The organism is Streptomyces niveiscabiei, from assembly GCF_001419795.1.
GTDB classification, from domain to species: domain Bacteria; phylum Actinomycetota; class Actinomycetes; order Streptomycetales; family Streptomycetaceae; genus Streptomyces; species Streptomyces niveiscabiei.
In genome coordinates this window covers 1-18,008 of sequence record NZ_LIRL01000175.1, presented here as the reverse complement: position 1 = coordinate 18,008, position 18,008 = coordinate 1, and the positions used below count along the sequence as shown (strand labels likewise).

The window sequence follows — 18,008 nt, the reverse complement described above, 5'->3', positions numbered from 1 at the left end:
GGGCGGGGGCGCTCGCGCCGTCGGTGGACGGGGTGTGGCTCGCGCCGGCGACGGGCACGGGGGCGCTGGCACCGGCGACGGATGCGGGGGCACCCACGCCGGCGACGGGCAGACCACCGTTCCCGGCCGGATTCAAGGCGGGACTCACGGCCGGATTCAGGGCCGGGTTCAAGGCGGGGTTCAGGGCAGGGTTCAGGGCGGGTACGAGAGCCGGCGCGAACGCCGGTGCCAGGCCCGGCGCGGGCGTCGCGGGCGCGGGCGCCCAGTCCAGCTCCAGTTCGACGCCCCCGGCCCGGACCCGGAGCCGTGCCGGGGTCTCGGGCAGCCCGGCGAGCAGATCAGCGGCAGCGTCCCGCACCCGCTCCAGCAGGTCGCCACCCTGCTCGTCGGCAACGCCCTCGGCTCCGACGGGGGCACCTCTCCCCACGGCCGCGTCTCTCCCGCCGGAGACATCTCCCGCGCCGGGGGCATCCACCCCGGCTGGAGCATCGCCTCCGGCAGGGGCATGGCCCTCGGCAGCGGGATGGCGTCCTGCGGCAGCACCACTCCCGGCGGCACCCTCGCCCCCGGCAACGCCAGCACCCCCGGCGACGGCATCTCCCCTGGCAGCGGCGCTGCGCTCAGCGGCAGCACCGCCCCCGACCGCGTCGGCGCCCTCGACGTCCGTACCCCCGCCGTCCGTACCCTCGGTATCCAACCCCTCAGCGGCCGTTCGCAAGGCGGTCACGGGGCTGCTCCTTCCGGTAGGAGGTCGCCGGGCGGCTCTGAGGTGACGTATTCCGCGCCGTACCGGGCGAAGCGGGCGTGGCGGTCGGTGCGGAGTTTGTCGCCCTGGAGGCCTGCGAGGTCGTCGAGGGTTGAGGTGATCGCGAGGCCTAGGCGGTGGGCCGCGGATGCGGGGTCGGTGTCGACGCCGCCGGTTGGTTCGAGCAATACGCCGTCCACGACGCCGAGTTCGAGGAGGTCCCGGGCGCGCAGTTTGAGGGACTCGGCGGCGCGGGGCGCCTGGGCGGGGTCCTGCCAGAGGATCGCCGAGCAGCCTTCGGGGCTGATGACGGAGTAGATCGCGTCCTGCCACATCAGGACGCGGTTGGCGACGGCGAGGGCGAGGGCGCCGCCGCTGCCGCCCTCTCCGGTGACGACGGCGACCACGGGGACCGGCAGTTCGGCCATGAGCTTGAGGTTCTCAGCGATGGCGATGGCCTGGCCCTGTTCCTCGGCCTGTCTGCCGGGGAACGCGCCGGGCGTGTCGATGAGGGTGATGACGGGGAGCCCGAGCTTCGCGGCGAGCCGCATGAGGCGGGCGGCCTTGCGGTACCCGGCGGGGCTCGGCATGCCGTAGTTGCGGCGGGCCAGCTCGGCGGGGTCGTGTCCTTTCTGGTGGCCGATGAGCACGACCGGCCGCCCGTCGAGGCGTCCGAGGCCGCCGACGACGGCGGGGCACTCCCCGGAGACCCGGTCGCCCGCCAGCTCACGGAAGTCGTCCAGGAGGAGGGCGGCGTAGTCGAGGGTGGTGGGCCGGCTGATGCGCCGGGCCCGCCGGACCACGCCGTGCGGGTCGTCGTGGCCGAGCCGCGCCGGGTCCCGTACGACGACCTCGTCGGCGGTGTCGCGGTCGCCCGCGGGGGTGCGGCGCCCGGGGAGGGCCGTACGCAGCAGCTTGCCCAACTCCGTACGGTGGCGGTCGCGGGGGCAGATGACGTCGATGAAGCCGCGCTCGTACAGGAACTCCGCGGTCTGGAAGTTCGGCGGGAGGGTTTCCTTGATGGTCTGTTCGACGACGCGGCGCCCGGCGAAGCCCAGGCGGGCGCGGGGTTCGGCGATGGTGACGTCGCACAGGGTGGCGAACGAGGCGGCGACCCCGCCGAACGTCGGGTCGGTGATCAGCGAGACGGTGAGGATGCCGGCCTCGTCGAGGCGGGCGAGCATCGCGCTGGTCTTGGCCATCTGCATCAGCGACAGCGCGCCCTCCTGCATGCGGGCGCCCCCGGAGGCGGTGACCAGCAGCAGCGGCGTACGGCGGGCGAGGGCGGTGTCGCCGATCCGGGTGATGATCTCGCCGACGACGGAGCCGAGGCTGCCGCCGAGGAACCGGAAGTCCATGCAGGCGACGATCACCGGGGCGCCGTCGATCTCGCCGGCGGCGCCGAGTACGGCCTCGTCGAGCCCGGTCCTGGCTCTGGCCTCGGCGAGGCGGCGGGGGTAGGGCTTGCTGTCGGTGAAGCCGAGCGGGTCGGCCGGTGTGACGTGGAAGGGCAGGAGTTCGAGGGAGCCGGGGTCGAGCAGGAGGCGCAGGCGCTCCCACGCGGTGAGTGCGCCGTGGTGGCCGCACTCGGGGCAGCAGCGCAGCGCGCGCCGCCAGCGGTTGCCGTAGACCAGGGTCCCGCAGCCGTCGCACCTCACCCAGTCGGGGTGGGCCGTGGCCTGGCTCGTTTCGAGGATGCCGCTCATGTCGAGGGTGCCGCCTCCAGGAGGTGCAGGTACGAGTTCACGGGCCGCATGTCCACCACGCGCAGGTCCGCCTTGCGGACGACGGCGGTGATGGTGTCGGTCGTGTGTTTCCTGCCGTCGGAGTTCAGCAGGAACAGGAGGTCCGTTCCTGTCGTGAACTTGATCTCGGGACTGCCGTCGATCATGTTGGTGATGATGAAGAACCTGCTGTCGGGGCGGCCCGCCCGGGCGGCGTTGCGCAGGGCGGTGACGGACTTCTCGTCGGCCCATTCGAGGATGTTCTTGAAGAGGTAGGCGTCGGCCTCGACCGGTATGCCCTCCAGGCAGCTCCCGCCGACGATCCGGGCCCGGGAGGCGAGTTCCCCTCCGGGGCGCAGCCGGCTGTCGGCCTCGGCGACGACGGGCGGCAGGTCGAACAGCACCCCGCTGAGGTCGGTGTTCTTCTCCAGCAGGGTGGCCAGGGTGTACCCGTGGCCGCCGGCGACGTCGACGAGCGTGCCGACTCCGCGCAGGTCGAGCGCGGCGGCGACGGCGTGGGTGGCGAGCCGGCTCAGCTCGGTCTGCGCCTTGTTGAAGACGGCGGCGGACTCGGGCCAGGTGGCGTGCAGGTAGGAGAAGAAGTCGGTGCCGTACCGCTCCTCGAAGCCGCCGCGCCCGTTGCGGACGGCCTCTTCGAGGTGGGGCCACAGTTCCCAGGTCCAGGGTTCGGTGACCCACAGGACGTAGTACTTGAGGCTGTTGGGGTCGTTCTCCCTGAGCAGCCGGGAGGTCGGGGTGTGCGCGTACCCGTTGTCGGTCTCGGTGAAGACGCCGTGCTGGGCGAGGGCCCGCAGCAGCCGGCCGAGCATCTCGGTGTCGACGCCGAGGACGGCGGCCAGTTCCCCCGGTGTCCTGGGCCGGTCGCCGAGTTCCTCGGCGACTCCGACGCGTACGGCGGCGCGCAGTGCTGCCGCTCCGGCGGCGTTGAGCGCGAGTTCCCGCACGCCGATGATCGCACCGTGATCGGTGATGTCCTTTTCCTGGATCGTCATCGCCTACTCCGTTCGCAACCTTTGTTTTCCGGCCTGCTGTTTCCCGTCCTGCTGTTTACCGTCCCGCTGTTTACCGTCCTGCGCGAGCTCCAAGATAGGGATCCGAGTCTCAAGAATCGGTCGAGAAATCTTTGAACGAATGGCGAGCGCCCACTCGAAAGCTCAAGGAGGTCTCGACATCGATTCAAGGGATACGGCGGACGATGGTGCCACAACCCGGCACGACCTCTCGCGATCTCCTTGGAGGTAGGGATGGCACAGGAAATCGCCCGGGCAGCTCTTGTCACGGGTGCCACGAGCGGGATCGGACTGGCCACGGCGAATCGCCTGGCCCGCACCGGCCACAAAGTCTTCATCTGTAGCCGTGACGGCGCCGCGGTCAAGGACACGGTGGAAAGGCTGCGGAAAGACGGCCACGAGGCCGACGGGGCGGTGTGCGACGTGACCGATGTCGCGCAGATCGAGCAGTTGGTGGCGACGGCGGCGAAATGTTTCGGGCCGATCTCCGTCCTGGTCAACAACGCCGGCCGCAGCGGCGGCGGCGAGACGGCGGGCATTCCGGACGAGCTGTGGCTCGATGTGGTGAACACCAATCTGAACAGCGTCTTCCTGATGACCAAGCGCGTCCTGACGACCGGCGGGATGCTCGGTCTGGCGCGCGGACGCATCGTCAACATCGCCTCGACCGGGGGGAAGCAGGGGGTCGTCCTGGGCGCCCCGTACACGGCGTCGAAGCACGGTGTCGTCGGCTTCACCAAGGCGCTCGGCCTGGAGCTCGCGAAGACGGGGATCACGGTCAACGCCGTCTGCCCGGGCTATGTGGAGACGCCCATGGCGCAGCGGGTGCGCGAGATCTACGCGGGTATCTGGGACATCTCCGAGGACGAGGTGCTCGCGAAGTTCAACACGAAGATCCCGATGGGGCGTTACGTCGACCCGGAGGAGGTCGCCGCGATGGTCGGCTACCTGGTCAGCGACGAGGCGTCCGTGGTGACGGCCCAGGCGATGAACGTGTGCGGGGGGCTGGGCAACTACTAGCCGGCAGCCGCCCTGGCCCGGGCCCGGACCAGGGCGGCGCGGCACGTCATCCGCCGCGGCCGGACGACAGGACGGCGCTGAGGTCCTCGCGTGCGGCGGCTTCGTCGAGGGCGGGGTCTCCGTCCAGGACGGCGTGATGGAGCCGTTGCAGGCGGGGGGAGGGTTCGAGGCCCAGTTCGTCCCGCATCCACTTGTGGAAGCTGCGGTACTTCTCCAGGGCCTTGCCCCGGTAGCCGGACCGGTACAGGGCCAGCATGTACAGGGCGTGGAGGTTCTCGTTGTCGTCGTAGCGGGCGGTCAGGGAGGCCAGCTCGCCGAGGGACTGGCGGTGGCGTCCGCGCCGCAGCTCGATCTCCAGGCGGCACTCCATGACCGTCAGGCGGGACTGTTCGAGGCGGGCGACCTCGGGCTCCAGCATCCGCCCGGCCTCGACGTCGGCGAGCACGTTGCCCCGCCACAGGCCCAGGGCCTGGTCGAAGATGCGGACCGCGCTCGCGTCGTCCCCTTCCTCCAGGGCGTCCATTCCGGCCTGTTCCAGCGACCTGAAGCGGTACAGGTCGAAATTCGCGTCGCGCAGAATCAGCGTGTAGCCGCCGTTCCGGGTGAGGAGCACATTTCTGGCCACCTTTCCGACGGGAATCTGGAGTGCTTCCGAGAGGAGTTTGCGCACCTGCACCACATAGGTTTGCAGTGTGGTCTGCACGCTCCTCGGTGGCCGGGTGTCCCAGATCTCGCTGATGAGCGATTCCGTCGACACGACCCGGTCCTCGTTCAGCAGCAGGAGCGAGATGAGCTGTTTCGGTTTGCGTGCCGAAGGAGTCGCGTCGCGGCCGTTCTCCGATAACGACAACGACCCAAGTATGCGAATGTCCACCCGTGTTCTCCCGATCTTGTTCGGAATTTGAACCATTCAGACAGGAGGGCGGTACAACGAGGACCGCAAACACTGAACCCCCGGCGCGGGTCTTGGCAACCCCCTGTTTTCAGTCAGCTGTGCGTGAAGATCTCATCGTCCTGATCATCTGTGCCGCGCGGTCGACGCCGTGGTCCCAACTTATCCCCACCTGGGGCGGCGGGCGGGATGTTGACGTTGCATCGAAACAAATTCGCCGGGTCGTGTACGGCTTTGAGCGCGGCCAGCCGCTGGAAAGCGGACGCTTCGTAGCATTCCCGGGTCTGCTCGGGGGCCCGCTCGTCGCCCTGGACGAAGTTGGGTGAGCGGCCGAGCGTCCAGGGCGCCGTGGTCCGGGTCACGCCGCGCGCCACGTCGTGGGCGGGGTCGCGGCCGGGCCCCTGCGGGAGGGTCACCACGCGCAGCACGTGCGAGGCGCCGCGGTGGCCCACCGCGTTGTCCGTCTCGGGCGGCCGGGACAGCGCCGCGCCCAGGTGGTTGAACTGCACCACCGCGAAGGCCCCGGAGCCGGGTCCGACCAGGTCGAGGACGGCGTCCGGGACCGACGGGGCGAACTCGCTCAGCATCGCGTTGGCGCAGTAGAAGTTCCGTGGCTGCTTCGGTTCGTTGTGGATGGTCCCGGAGGCGGTGAAGGGCATCTCACCGAGGGTGTCCACGAGCCGCGGCCCCAGCGCCCGCAGGGGCGCGACCAGGTGTTCTCCGCTCTCGACGCTGCCGAGGTGGGCGATGCGGACGTGCGCGAGGTGCCGGCCGCGCAGGGGCGGCGGCACGCCGGGCACGTCCGGCATCGGGATGAGGCCGATGCTGGAGCACATGGCGTCCGGCACGGTCTCGGTCCACTCCCGGTACGTCTTGAGGACGGCCGGGATGTACGGCGCGTCGAAGTACAGGCCGCCGCCGAAGAACCGGTCGACGGGGAAGAGCGCGAACTCCAGGCCGGTCACGACGCCGAAGTTGCCGCCGCCGCCCCGCACCGCCCAGAACAGGTCGTCGCCGGGGGTCAGGGTCCGCAGCTCGCCGTCGGCGGTGACCAGCTCCACGCGGCGTACGTGGTCGGCGGCGTAGCCGAAGCTGCGGCTCAGCAGGCCGAGGCCGCCGCTGAGCGTGTAGCCGACGACGCCGACGTCGGGCGAGGAGCCGCTGAGCGGCGCGAGGCCGTGTTCGGCGGCGGCGTCGATCACCTGCTCCCAGCGGGTCCCGGCCGCCGCCCAGGCGGTCCGCGAGACGGGGTCGATCCGGACCTCGGCCATCGGCGTCGTGTCGATGAGGACGCCGCCGTCGGTGGGGACGTTGAGGCCGTGGCCGGTGGCCTGGACGGCGACCGGGAGTCCGTGCCGGGCGGCGCGGCGGACCGCGAGCTGGACGTCGGCCGGGCGGCCGGCCCGCACGATCACGGACGGCCGGTGCAGGTAGGTGCGCTGGACGCCACTGCGGGCCGCGTCGTACCCGGCGTCCTCGGGGCCCAGCACGGTCCCGCCCGGGCTGCTGCGCAGGGACGTCATGCGCCGCTCCCCCGTCCCGGTGCCGCGAGGAGGTCGTCGCGGGTGACGGTGCGGTGCCGGACGCGCAGGCCGTCGGCAGAGCCGACCAGTTCGTCGCGCATCACGGTGCTGGTGGTCAGGGTGGTGACGCCGTCGACGGTGTCGAAGACCGGTACGTAGCACGTCGTCCGCACGACTCCCTCCGGGAGTGGTTCGACGATGACGTTGAACACGAAGTGCCTTCGGATGGCTCCCCTCTTGTCGAGGCGGGCCACGGCGTCGTTGCCCAGAGCCGCGAGGCCGCTCCTGCCCTCGATCGGGTCCGGTAAACCATTGGACGCGAAGACGCCGTCCTCGGTGAAGGTCTCCACCCACGCGGCGATGTCGCCGTCGTCCAGCGCCTGCATCTGGATCGCGTAGAACTGGTCGATCCGGGAACACATTTCGGCCGGTGCGTGTCCCTTGCCGGTGTTGTTTTCCATGGCTCCTTCTCTCAACCTAGGGGAACGCTCTGTCGTGCGGTGTCCAGGCGGCCGAGGTCGTCGCGCTCGATCTCCCGGGACATGACGCGCCAGGTGTCCTCGTGCCGGCGCAGGACGTCGGAGATCATGGCGGCCGACTGGAGGCAGGCGCCGCGCTCGGCGTCGACGACCAGGAAGAGGCCGTAGAACCGGGAGACGACCAGGTCGCCGCGGTGGGTGAAGGTGAATCCCTGGACGCAGTGGCGGCGCTGGACGCCCTTCTCGTGGAACGAGGCGTCCAGCTTCCAGACCTCGGGCTCGAACTGCGACTTCGGTACGGTCCGGCCGTCGCCGAGGACTTTCGTGGTGATCGTCGCGTCGTCGTCGAAGACCGCGAGCCACTCCTCGGTCAGGCCCCGGTCGCGGGCGTCGAGCTGGTCCAGGTAGAACCTCCTCAGCTCGTAGAAGATCTCCGGGGACACCGTTGATCCCTCGGTCGGCATCGTCATCCGTCCTCCTCGGGGGTCGCCCTGGCTAGGCCAGGCAGGTCGGCAGGCGGCCGTCGTTGAACCGGACCATCTCCTCGAACACGGCCGGTACGTCCAGTTCCGTACCGAGCGCCAGGTCCGGCCGCCGCAGCTCGAGGAACGCCCGGTGCAGGTTCCCGACCAGCCGCTCGGGGTCGACCAGCCCGCCGAAGTCGCCGGTGCCGCGCAGGCGGGCGATCTCCAAGGGCGTGAGCCCCTCGGCGACCCCCTCGGCGGCGAGGTCGAGGATCCAGCGCAGGTAGTCCTCCGTCCGGTCGAGGACCTCGGGGCCGCTGATCTCGCCGTGCCCGCCGACCACGGTCTCGGCCCCGAAGCCGCGCAGCCGCTCCAGGGCCGCGAGGGAGCCCCGTACGGAGCCCATCAGGCAGAACGGGGTGCAGCCGGGCAGGGCCACGTCGCCGGCGAACAGGACGCGCGCGTCGGGCAGCCAGACGACGACGTCGTTGGTGCTGTGCGCGGGGCCGACGTGGTGCAGTTCGACCGGCCGGTCGCCGACCAGCAGGGTCAGGCTCCGCGCGAAGGTGATGGTGGGCGGTCTGAGGGTCAGCTCGCCCCAGTCGACGTCCGGCCACAGCCCTTGCAGCGCCATGCCGGTGGCCCGCATCTCCGGGCCGGTCAGTTCGTGGGCGACGATCTCGGCGGGCGGCGCGAAGACGCAGTTGCCGAAGACGTGGTCGCCGTGGCTGTGGGTGTTGACCACGGTCCGCACCGGGCCCCGGCCGAGCCCCTCGGCCGCCGCCCGCAGCGCCTCGGCGCGCCTCCTGGTGGCGGCCGTGTCGATGAGGACCAGTCCGTCGGGTCCGGTGATCACTCCGGCGTTGCTGAGGCACCAGCCGCCGGGCGGCTGGAGGAACGCGTGGACGCCGTCCGCCAGTTCGCGCAGGCGGCCGAGGGGGGCTCGGACCTCGGTGCTCACGGGGCACCGACCGACGCGGAGTACCGGTCCGCGTGCTCCATCGTGACGCGGCTGTTCGCCGACAGCGCGGCGCGGACACGCTGCACCGCCTCCGGGGCGGTGACGCCGGGGCCGTACACCTCCGCCACTCCGGCCGGGTCGAGCAGGCAGGTGTGGGTGGAGGTGATCGTGCTGCCCGCCGGGCCGGTGTCGAAGGCCCAGCGTCCGCTGTGTCCGAGGAGGACGCGGGGTGGCCGGGTCTGTTTGTAGACGATCGATCCGTCGGGCAGCAGCAGCCGCAGGGAGCGGGTGGTGTGGACCGTGCCGTCGGGGGCGCGGGTGCTCATCGTCATGTCCTGGGCGCCGCCGGGCTGTTCGACGAGGTCGAGGGCGGCGACGTGCGGCAGGCGCTCGGGCCACCGGTCGGCGTCCCACACGAAGGCGCGGGCGGCGTCCGCCGTGCCGGTGAGGCCGATGGTCTCGGTGAACGTCACCAGCCAGGCGCCGATGCCTCCGGGGAGGGCCGACACGGTGCGCAGGGCCTCCAGTTCGGCGGCGCCGTTGGCGTTGAGTGTCCGGGCGATCCGCTCGCGTGCGTCGGCCTGGTCCGGGGGCGGGACGAAGCGGTGTTCGAGGACGACCCTGGTCCGGCCGCCGTCCAGCGGGAGGCAGGTCCAGCCGCCTCCCATGAGGCCGAACAGCGGGTTCTCGTGGTCCTGCCGGAAGGTGACGCGGTGTCCGGCGGCGTCGAAGTCGCGGCGGGAGCGCCACGTGTTCACCTCGCCGCCGGACACGGTCGCCCAGATCTGGAACCGGTCGCCCCGGGCCGAGCGGTCCAGGACTTCGGTGTGGACGGTGGGGCGGAAGACCACCGGCCACAGGGACACGTCGGTGATCAGGTCGTACACGGTCGACGGCGGGGTGTCGGTCTCGGTCTCGTGGCGCGCGTGGATCTCGGGCGTGGTCATCCGTGCCTCCAGTCCGGTTCGCCCTTGTCTCAGGTCGCCGTTCTCAGGTCGCGGTTCTCAAGTCGCGGTGGAGATGGAGGAGTTCACCCGGTCCAGGATGGTGCGGAAGGTGCGCAGTTCGGTGACCTCCTCGTCGGGGATGTCGATGCCGTAGCGCTGCTGGATGCGCGCGCCCACCTCGATCAGCGCGAGCGAGTCGTAGCCGACGTCGTAGAGGTCGCTGTCGAGGATGTCCTGGCCGGTCAGGTCCACCCCCTCGGCCGAGCCGGCGGCCTCGACGAGGATCGCCCGCAGATCGTCGTAGCTCATCGGGGTATTCATGGTCTCCTCGTTCGTCTCGTCTCGGCGCGTCACTGGGCGGGGGCGGCGATGACCACGCTGGAGGGCGCGTCCAGGCCGACGGTGCCGGTGAGCCGCAGGTCGGCCTTCTCGAAGACCTCGGCGAACTCGGCCTCGGTGCGGTCGCGGCCCTGGCTGAGCGCCATCATGGTGATGTCCATGAACTTGCCGGGGTGCGGGGCGTCGCCCTCGGGGATGACCGGGTCGATGACGAGGACCTGGCCGGCCGGGTCCATGACGCGGCGGATGTTGCTGAGGACGGTGATCGCCTCGGCGTCGGACAGCTGGTGCAGGACGTGGGAGATGACGTAGGTGTCGCCGGCCGGGGGCACCGCTTCGAGGTAGCTGCCGCCGACGAGTTCGGCGCGGTCGAGGACTCCGGCCTCGGCCAGGACGCGTTCCGCGCCGGGCACCACGTGCGGCTGGTCGAAGACCACGCCCTTCATGTCGGGGTACCGGCTGAGGATGGAGGCGAGGAGGTGGCCGTGGGCGCCGCCGACGTCGACGAGCCTGCGCACGCCGGTGAGGTCGTAGGTCGCGACGGCGGACTTCTGGGTCTGGCCGGCCGCGTTGCCCATGGCGCCGCTGAACAGTTCGTTCATCTCCGGGTGCCGGGCGAGGTAGGTGAAGAGTTCCTCGCCGTTGACGTGGTCGAAGGCGGGGCGGCCGGTGCGGATGGAGTAGCCGATCTCCGCGTAGGCGTTGCGCATGAAGTGCTTGCCCTGGAGGCGGAACACGTCGCGCAGGGAGTGCGGGGTGTCGGAGCGCAGGATCTCCGCGAGCGGGGTGAGGGCGAAGACGCGGCGGGAGGTCTCGGTGAAGACTCCCTTGCTCGCCATGGCCCGCAGGACGCGGTAGAGGCCGTCGGGGTCGTTCCCGGTGCGTTCGGCCAGTTCGTCGGCGGAGAGCGGGCCGTCCACGAGCTGGTCGGCGATGCCGATCTCCGCGATGGCGGAGAGCATGAACCCCATGCGCAGCCCGCTGTGGAAGTCCCACATCTTGCTCAGCAGAGCTTCTTTGCGACCGCTGTCGGCCGGGGCACCCGCTGCCTGATCGGGCATGGTCGTTCCCTCCAGTCGTTGCTTCTGGGACACGTGGCTACTCGGCTGTACGGCTTCTGAGATGGACGGCTGCACGGCGGGGTCAGGCCGGTTCGGCGACGACCACGCTGGACGGGAGCGCCCGCCCGATCGTGGCGGCCGGCCGCAGCCCCGCCTGCCGCAGGACGTCCCCGAACTCCGCCTCGGTGCGGTCCCGGTTGCGGCCCAGGACGAGCATGGTGCTGTCGAGGATCTTCGTCGGGTGCGGTACGTCGCCCTCGGGGATCACCGCGTTGACGATCAGGACCCGGCTGTCGTCCGCCATCACCTGGCGGATGTTCTTCAGCACCTTGACCGTGTCGGCGTCGCTCAGTTGCTGGAACACGTGGGAGACGAGGTAGACGTCGCCGCCCGGGGGCACCGACTCCAGGTAGTCCCCGACGGCGAACTCGACGGAGTCGAGCACCCCGGCCCCGCGCAGGACGGCTTCGGCGGCCGGCGCCATGCGGGGGCCGTCGACGTACACGCCGCGCATCCCGGGGTGGCGGGTGAGGATCTCGGCGAGGACGTGGCCCTGGGCGCCGCCGACGGCGACGAGGGTCTTCACGCCGGTCAGGTCGCAGGTCTCGACGGCGGCGAGCTGGATCTGCTGGTTGGCCTTGCCCATCGACTTGCCGAACAGCTCCTGGAGTTCGGGGTGGCGTGCCACGTATTCGAAGAGCGGCATGCCGTTCGCGTGCTCGAAGGCGGGCTCGCCGGTGCGGATCGTGTGCCCGATCCCGACGTAGGCGTCGTGCATGAAGCTCTGGGCGTGCATCTGGAAGGCGTCGCGCAGGGAGTTGGGGTGGTCCGAGCGCAGGACGTCCGACAGCGTGGTGAGGCCGAAGGTGCGGCGGGACACCTCGGTGAAGACGCCCTTGCCGGCCAGCGCCCGCAGCACCCGGTAGAGGGCGTCCGCGTCGCAGTCGGTCCTTTTCGCGAGTTCCTCCACGGCCAACGGGCCCGCGCTGAGTTCGTCGGCTATTCCGAGTTCGGCCACGGCTTGCAGCATGTAAGTGATCCGGACACCGCTGTGCAGTTCGATCATGGTGCTCAGCGGGGATTCGCTGTGGAGTTCCTTCATGTAGCTGACGTCTGTTCCCTGGCTCATGTCGGCCCCTTTCCGGGCTGTCACGCCAATTGCTCAGTACGTTGCGAACGCGTTACCGCGTGATGACGACGGCCGAATTGAATCCACCCCGGCCCCGGGCCGTCACGAGGGCGGTCCCGACTTTCGCCTGACGGGGTTCCGTGACCATGTCGATGGCGTACTCGTCGGGAATCGCGCGGGAATGCGGGGTCGGCGGAATCACGCCGTCGCGCAGGCTCAGCAGCGCGGTGACGACGTCCAGCGGGCCCGCGCCCGCGAGGAGCCGTCCGACGCCCGCCTTGGGCACCGTCACCGGGACCTTCCTGGGCCCGAAGACCTCCGCGATGCTCGCCGCCTCGCTGCGGTCGCGCTCCGGGATGCCGGCGCCGTCCGCGAAGACCACGTCCACCTGGCCGGGTGTCACCCCGGCGTCGGCGAGGGCGAGCCGTATCGCGCGGGCGAGGTTGGAGGGGCGCCCGCTGCCGGGCGGCGGGTCGAACGTGGCCGCGTATCCGGCGACCACGCCGTAGCGGTGCGGGGGCGGGCGGCGCGCGTCGGGGTGTTCGAGCACCAGCATGGCGCCGCCCTCGCCGGGCACGTAGCCGCCGGCGGCGGCGTCGAAGGGGAGGTAGGCGCGGGTCGCGTCCTCGGCGGTGCTGACCTCGCCGCTCGCGAGGTGCGAGAGCCAGCCCCAGGGGTCGAAGGCGGAGTCGAGGCCGCCGGCGACCATGAGCTTGGCCCCCCGGCGCAGGTTGCGCCGGGCCTGCCCGATCGCGTCGAGCCCGCCCGCCTGGTCGGCGACCAGCACCCCGCCGGCGGCGCGCATGCCGTTGCGGATGGAGATCTGGCCGGTGTTGGCGGCGTAGAACCAGGCGAACGACTCGTACACGCTGACCTTCTGCGGCCCCTGCGTCCACAGTTTCCGGAACTCGTGGTGCGTGAACTCCCAGCCGGCGGACGCGTTGGAGGTGACGACGCCCATGTCGAACGGGTCGTAGCCGCGGCCGGCGGCCTGCGCGTCGGCGAGGGCCTCGTCGCCGGCCACGAGCGCCAGCTGCGTCACCCGGTCGGTCTGCGGGATGAGCCGGCTCGGCAGCCGCTCGGCGGCGTCGAAGCCGGTGATCTGCCCGGCCAGCCGGGCGCTGTAGCGGGAGGCGTCGTACCGCTGGATCGGCTGGATCCAGGAGCGGCCTTCGAGCACGGACCGCCAGTGGCCCTCGACGCCCGCCCCGTCGCCCACCATGGTGCCGATCCCGGTCACCACCGGGGGCATGTTCATGCCGCACGCTCCGGGGCGCGCAGCAGCACGGCGCTCTGGAAGCCCCCGAAGCCGCTGCCGACCGACAGGACGGTGTCCACCGGGAGTTCGCGCGCCTCGTTCGGCACGTAGTCCAGGTCGCACTCGGGGTCGCGCTCGTGCAGGTTGGCCGTCGGCGGGACCACGTTGTTCTCGATGGCCAGGGCGCACGCGGCGAGTTCGATCGAGCCGATCGCGCCGAGCGAGTGGCCGATCATGGACTTGATCGAGCTGACCGGCACCGCGTAGGCGTGCGACCCGAGCGCGTCCTTGAACGCGGCGGTCTCGTGGCGGTCGTTCTGCCGGGTGCCCGAGCCGTGCGCGTTGACGTAGTCGACGGACTCGGGCGCGCACCGGGCGTCGGCCAGCGCGTGGCGGATCGCCTCCGCCATCTCGCGGCCGTCCGGCCTGAGGCCCGTCATGTGGTACGCGTTGCAGCGGGTCGCGTGGCTCGCGACCTCGGCGTAGATGTGCGCGCCGCGCGCCCGGGCGTGTTCGCGCTCCTCCAGCACCATGACCGCGGCGCCCTCCGCGAGGACGAACCCGTTGCGCGTCGCGTCGAAGGGGCGCGAGGCGTGGGCCGGGTCGTCGTTGCGCGGGGTGGTCGCCTTGATCGCGTCGAAGCAGGCGACGACGATCGGGGAGACCGGGGCGTCGGTGGCGCCGGCGAACATCACGTCGGCGGTGCCGTCCATGATCGCCTCGTGGGCCCGCCCGACCGCGTCCAGACCCGCGGTGCAGCCCGTCGCGACCATCGCGACCGGCCCTTCGGCGCCGGTCCGCCAGGCCACCTCGGCGGCGGCGGCGCTCGGCACCATGTAGTCGTACATGTGAGGGGAGAGGTGCCCCTCGTCCATGAGCCACTCGCGGCCGCTGTCCGACAGCACGAGGTACTCGCGCTCGATGCTCGTCGTCGCCCCGACCGCGCTGCCCAGGCTCACGCCGACGCGGGCCGGGTCGAGGGCCTCGACGTCCAGGCCGCTGTCGACGAGGGCCTCGCGGGCACACGTCACGGCGAGCTGGGTCGCGCGGTCCATACGCCGGATCTCGCGGGGCAGCAGGCCCATTGCCGCTGGATTGAAATCACATTCTCCGGCCACTCTCGAACGAAAAGGGCTGGGATCGAAGAAGGAAATTCCTCTGGTCGCCGTGCGACCCGCGGTGAGGAGATTCCAGAACTCTTTCCTTCCCAGCCCTCCTGGCGCAATCACGTCGATACCGGTGATTACCACGGCCCGGTCCACAAGCACTCCTTTGGAGTCCGCCAGCCACCGCCCTTTCCGACGGCCATACTTCAACGGCGGGCTTGAGTGAACCTCAAACAAATCTTGACCGGTCCAGACTAGAGCTGATCTTCGCTATTGTCGGCGCAGGTCACAGGGTTATGCGGGGGCTGTGAGACGGCTATGAGGCGGCGGATTCCCCGGTGCGCAGCAGTGCCTGGACGCGGAAACCGCTGCCGTGCGGGCCGGCGCGCAGGTAGCCGTCGAAGAGGGCGGCCCGCTCGCGCATGCCGATCAGCCCGTGCCCGGCGCCGGCCGAGGAGGGGCGCGGGACGGGGTCGCCCCGGCGGCGCGGCTCGGCGGGACCGCTGTCGGTGACCTCGATGACCACGTCCTCGGGGCGGTACTCGATGCGCAGGGTCGCCCGGGTCGGCCCGGCGTGGCGGACGACGTTGGTGAGGGCCTCCTGGGCGATGCGGTACGCCGACAGGTCCACGGCGGCGGGCAGCGGGCGCGCGGTGCCGCCGATGGCGAGGTCGACGTCGACGCCTGCACTCCTTATCTGGTGGGCCAGCGCGGCCGTGTCGGCGAGCCCCGGGGTGGGGGTGAGCGCGGGGTCGACGGCGTGCTCGTGGCGCAGCACCTCGACGAGCAGCCGCATCTCGTGCAGGGCCTGGCGGGTGGTGGTCTCGACGATGCCGAGGGTCTCCGCGACCTGGGCCGGGTCGCTGTCCATGACCATGCGCGCGACCCCGGCGCGCAGCGCGATGAGGCTCATCGAGTGCGCGACGATGTCGTGCAGTTCGCGGGCGATGACGAGGCGTTCGTCGATGGCGGCCTGCCGGACGCGGGCGGCGTGCTCGCGTTCGCGTTCGGCCTCCCGCTCGGCCGTGGCGATGAGCCGGTTGCGGTGCTCCCGGGCGGCGAGGCCCGCGAACCAGCCGACGCAGATGATCGCGACGTTCGCGGCGAGGATGGCCAGCCAGCCCGAGGCGACGCGCCCGATGGCGACGCCGGCGGCCATCAGCAGCCCGGAGACCGCGGGGTGGACCCACCAGAACGCGTACTCCGCCGTCACCGCCGTGGTGTACGCGGTGAGGGCGACGAAGACCGACACCTGCGGCGCGCCGCTGAGCGCGGCGACCGCGAAGGCGCACACCGACGCCACCGCGAACGACGACCGGGGCCAGCGCCTGCGGGCGGCGACGGCGAGCGCGGCGAAGACGATGCCGAGGGTCCGCAGCACGTGCTCGGCGTCGGACGCGGGGTGGGCGCCGCTGCGGGCGTCGGCCCACAGCAGGCCGACACAGAGCAGGGCGGCCAGCGCGACGTCGAGGAGGACCAGGGGGTGCGGTCGCCGGGTGAGGAACCGCTGGATCTGCCGTACGGGAACGATGCCGGACACAGGGTCAGGCTACTCAGGGAGGCGGGGCCGGGTCGTCAGGTCGCAGTCGGGTCCGGCGCGTGCATCGCCGGGTGTACGCGGGCGGGACGTACACCCCTGGTCGTACCCCGGAGGTCGTACCCGGGGGCACCCCCGCGCCGTCACTTCTTCGCCTTGCCCGGCGCCGACGTCACCCCGTCCTCGCCGGCCGCGATCCTGTCGATGTCGACCGGGCTGGTGGTCGCGTCCGGGGGCGGGGTGAGGACGGACAGCTGCTGGCCGGCGACGCCGGGGGGCGGGGTCAGGTCGGAGTCGGGCAGGTCGGGTGCGGTGGTCTGCTGGGCGAGGACCTGGTCGATGTCGACGAGGCCGGTCCGTTCGAGGGTCGCGATGTGGTGCAGCAGGATGTGGTCGGCCTGTTCGGCGAGCGCGCGCACCAGCGCGTTCTTCGTCGTGGAGCGGATCTGCGCGACCGTGGTGAAGAACGAGCCGTCGCTCTGGCGCAGGAGGTTCGCGAAGTCCCGGTCGAACTGCTCGCCCTTGCTGTCCGTGGTCAACCGGTTGAGGAAGCCGGTCTGCTGGGGGCTCGCCAGGTTCGGCAGCGTGATGTCCAGCAGCGGGGCGATCTTGCGGACGGTGGCGTCGAGGGCGGCGTGGCCGTCGACGAGGGTCCGTCCGGCGGTGACGACCCGTCGGTCGGTGCCCTTCTCCACGCCCATCCGCGCGACCGGGTGCTCCCACAGGCCGGCCGCCCGCACCTTGACCACGAAGTCCCGGTCGCCCTCGGTCAGGGGACCCCACTGGGTGTCGGCGATGACCCTGGACGCCGCCTCGGAGACCGTTCTGACCCCCAGTAACGCCGGGTAGACGAGAGCGGCGAGGGTCAGGCTCAGCGCGCCGCCCACGAACAGCCTCCCCATCGCGTTGCGAGAAACCCGCACCCTGCCTCCTGCCTCGTCGGAACGTCACACGCCCAGGAGTACGCGGCTGATCGTCACTCCATTCACTGGAGCGACCGGAAAATTTGCCGCCGGAGTGCCGGGAGGTGCCGCCCAGGGGGCGCCTCGGCGTTCGCCGGGCCCTCTTCCGGCGTCCGGGGCATGCACGCGGGAGGGCGATCGGCCGCAAGTGCCCCTGATTGGACGCCCGGTGAAATCAAGTGCAGCATCTAGCCAATTGCAAAAATAAGCAATTGCTACACCACGCCTGACCCCGGACAAGCAGCCCGGAAGTCACACCAAGGCCAATCCCATGTGTTCACTTATGCGAATGCAGGCGTTCGTGAAGGTGACGGACTGAGAGGGGCGGGTCTTGTTCCCGCCGAGGGTGGGGAGGGCTTCGGGGATGGACCGACACCGAAGGGAGCGGCATGTCGAACACCAGGGGGTACCTCATCCGCGCGACGCTGCACGGCGCCGACCGGTTACGGGCCGGGCAGACGCCGACGGATCTGGAGCGCCTGCTGCTGGACGTCCTGCGGACCGTCCTGTCGGAGGAGGAGATACGCGACTGGGGGCGCCGCGAGACCGTCACGGAACGCCCGGTGTCGTCCGGATACGGCTTCGCGGATCTGCGCGCCTGCGCGCGGAAGGTGGCCGAAGAGGCGGTCACCCGCCCGAACGTGGCGCTCCTCGACGCCGAGGCCCTGGCGGAGGGCGCGCCCGAGTGGTCGGCGGAGTTCACCGCAGGGGTACGGGAGTCGGGCTTCGGCGTCGTCGCCGGGATCTCCCCCAGCGGCGGGACGGACGAGGCACCGTTCCGCGCGACATGGCACCTCGATCACGCCCCCACCCCCACGCTCCTCTTCGAC

17 protein-coding genes and 1 pseudogene are annotated in these 18,008 nt (G+C 71.3%); 2 read left to right on the top strand and 16 right to left on the bottom strand.

The features are described from left to right. The 3 genes and pseudogenes from AOK24_RS09645 to AOK24_RS09635 form a co-directional block, all read right to left on the bottom strand. Nucleotides 1–427: pseudogene (locus AOK24_RS09645) on the bottom strand (hypothetical protein); the annotation flags it as partial. A 296-nt stretch (nt 428–723) separates the two neighbouring features. Next, nucleotides 724–2,451, bottom strand: a complete 1,728-nt coding sequence (locus AOK24_RS09640; protein ID WP_055719640.1) for an acetyl-CoA carboxylase carboxyl transferase subunit — start codon at nt 2,449–2,451, stop codon at nt 724–726. Next, nucleotides 2,448–3,482, bottom strand: coding sequence for a methyltransferase (locus AOK24_RS09635; protein WP_055719639.1), 1,035 nt, complete (start codon nt 3,480–3,482; stop codon nt 2,448–2,450). The genes AOK24_RS09640 and AOK24_RS09635 overlap by 4 nt, the downstream gene beginning before the upstream one ends. Nucleotides 3,483–3,734: 252 nt before the next feature. Here AOK24_RS09635 and fabG point away from each other — a divergent pair, with 252 nt between their 5' ends. Further along, on the top strand, nt 3,735–4,520 hold the full coding sequence (gene fabG / locus AOK24_RS09630) for a 3-oxoacyl-ACP reductase FabG (RefSeq protein ID WP_055719638.1): 786 nt from the start codon (nt 3,735–3,737) through the stop codon (nt 4,518–4,520). A 46-nt stretch (nt 4,521–4,566) separates the two neighbouring features. Here fabG and AOK24_RS09625 read toward each other — a convergent pair whose 3' ends face one another. The 13 genes from AOK24_RS09625 to AOK24_RS09565 form a co-directional block, all read right to left on the bottom strand. Beyond that, nucleotides 4,567–5,370, bottom strand: coding sequence for an AfsR/SARP family transcriptional regulator (locus tag AOK24_RS09625; RefSeq protein WP_240001169.1), 804 nt, complete (start codon nt 5,368–5,370; stop codon nt 4,567–4,569). Between the two features lie 137 nt (nt 5,371–5,507). Beyond that, nucleotides 5,508–6,935 (bottom strand): FAD-binding oxidoreductase, encoded by a 1,428-nt coding sequence (locus tag AOK24_RS09620; protein WP_055719636.1) that lies wholly within the window; start codon nt 6,933–6,935, stop codon nt 5,508–5,510. Further along, nucleotides 6,932–7,396 carry a nuclear transport factor 2 family protein gene (locus tag AOK24_RS09615; RefSeq protein WP_055719635.1) on the bottom strand — a complete coding sequence of 155 codons (465 nt, stop codon included), beginning with the start codon at nt 7,394–7,396 and terminating at the stop codon, nt 6,932–6,934. Before AOK24_RS09615 ends, AOK24_RS09620 begins: the two co-directional genes overlap by 4 nt. 11 nt (nt 7,397–7,407) lie before the next feature. After that, complete coding sequence (locus AOK24_RS09610; protein WP_055719634.1) at nt 7,408–7,884, bottom strand: nuclear transport factor 2 family protein; 477 nt, start codon at nt 7,882–7,884, stop codon at nt 7,408–7,410. A gap of 25 nt (nt 7,885–7,909) precedes the next feature. Next, nucleotides 7,910–8,839, bottom strand: a complete 930-nt coding sequence (locus AOK24_RS09605; RefSeq protein ID WP_055719633.1) for an MBL fold metallo-hydrolase — start codon at nt 8,837–8,839, stop codon at nt 7,910–7,912. Then, nucleotides 8,836–9,786, bottom strand: coding sequence for an aromatase/cyclase (locus AOK24_RS09600; protein ID WP_055719632.1), 951 nt, complete (start codon nt 9,784–9,786; stop codon nt 8,836–8,838). Before AOK24_RS09600 ends, AOK24_RS09605 begins: the two co-directional genes overlap by 4 nt. A 57-nt stretch (nt 9,787–9,843) precedes the next feature. After that, complete coding sequence (locus AOK24_RS09595) at nt 9,844–10,107, bottom strand: acyl carrier protein (RefSeq protein ID WP_063799417.1); 264 nt, start codon at nt 10,105–10,107, stop codon at nt 9,844–9,846. Nucleotides 10,108–10,136: 29 nt separating this feature from the next. Beyond that, nucleotides 10,137–11,186 carry a methyltransferase gene (locus tag AOK24_RS09590; RefSeq protein ID WP_055719630.1) on the bottom strand — a complete coding sequence of 350 codons (1,050 nt, stop codon included), beginning with the start codon at nt 11,184–11,186 and terminating at the stop codon, nt 10,137–10,139. 82 nt (nt 11,187–11,268) lie between these two features. Beyond that, nucleotides 11,269–12,315, bottom strand: a complete 1,047-nt coding sequence (locus tag AOK24_RS09585; protein ID WP_055719629.1) for a methyltransferase — start codon at nt 12,313–12,315, stop codon at nt 11,269–11,271. Between the two features lie 52 nt (nt 12,316–12,367). Next, nucleotides 12,368–13,567: a ketosynthase chain-length factor gene (locus AOK24_RS09580; protein WP_063799418.1), complete on the bottom strand. Its 1,200-nt coding sequence runs from the start codon at nt 13,565–13,567 to the stop codon at nt 12,368–12,370. A gap of 2 nt (nt 13,568–13,569) precedes the next feature. Continuing rightward, complete coding sequence (locus AOK24_RS09575; RefSeq protein ID WP_055719627.1) at nt 13,570–14,835, bottom strand: beta-ketoacyl-[acyl-carrier-protein] synthase family protein; 1,266 nt, start codon at nt 14,833–14,835, stop codon at nt 13,570–13,572. Between the two features lie 160 nt (nt 14,836–14,995). Next, entirely contained in the window at nt 14,996–16,219 is a 1,224-nt protein-coding gene (locus tag AOK24_RS09570) for a sensor histidine kinase (protein ID WP_055719626.1), read from the bottom strand. 140 nt (nt 16,220–16,359) lie between these two features. Continuing rightward, the gene (locus AOK24_RS09565; RefSeq protein ID WP_193555192.1) at nt 16,360–17,118 is read right to left on the bottom strand and encodes a DUF4142 domain-containing protein; all 759 of its coding nucleotides are present in this window, start codon (nt 17,116–17,118) and stop codon (nt 16,360–16,362) included. Between the two features lie 449 nt (nt 17,119–17,567). On the opposite strand from AOK24_RS09565, the gene AOK24_RS09560 reads away from it, so the two are divergent. Next, nucleotides 17,568–18,008, top strand: a 441-nt coding sequence (locus AOK24_RS09560) for a hypothetical protein (protein ID WP_159051832.1), incomplete at its 3' end; no start/stop codon positions are given.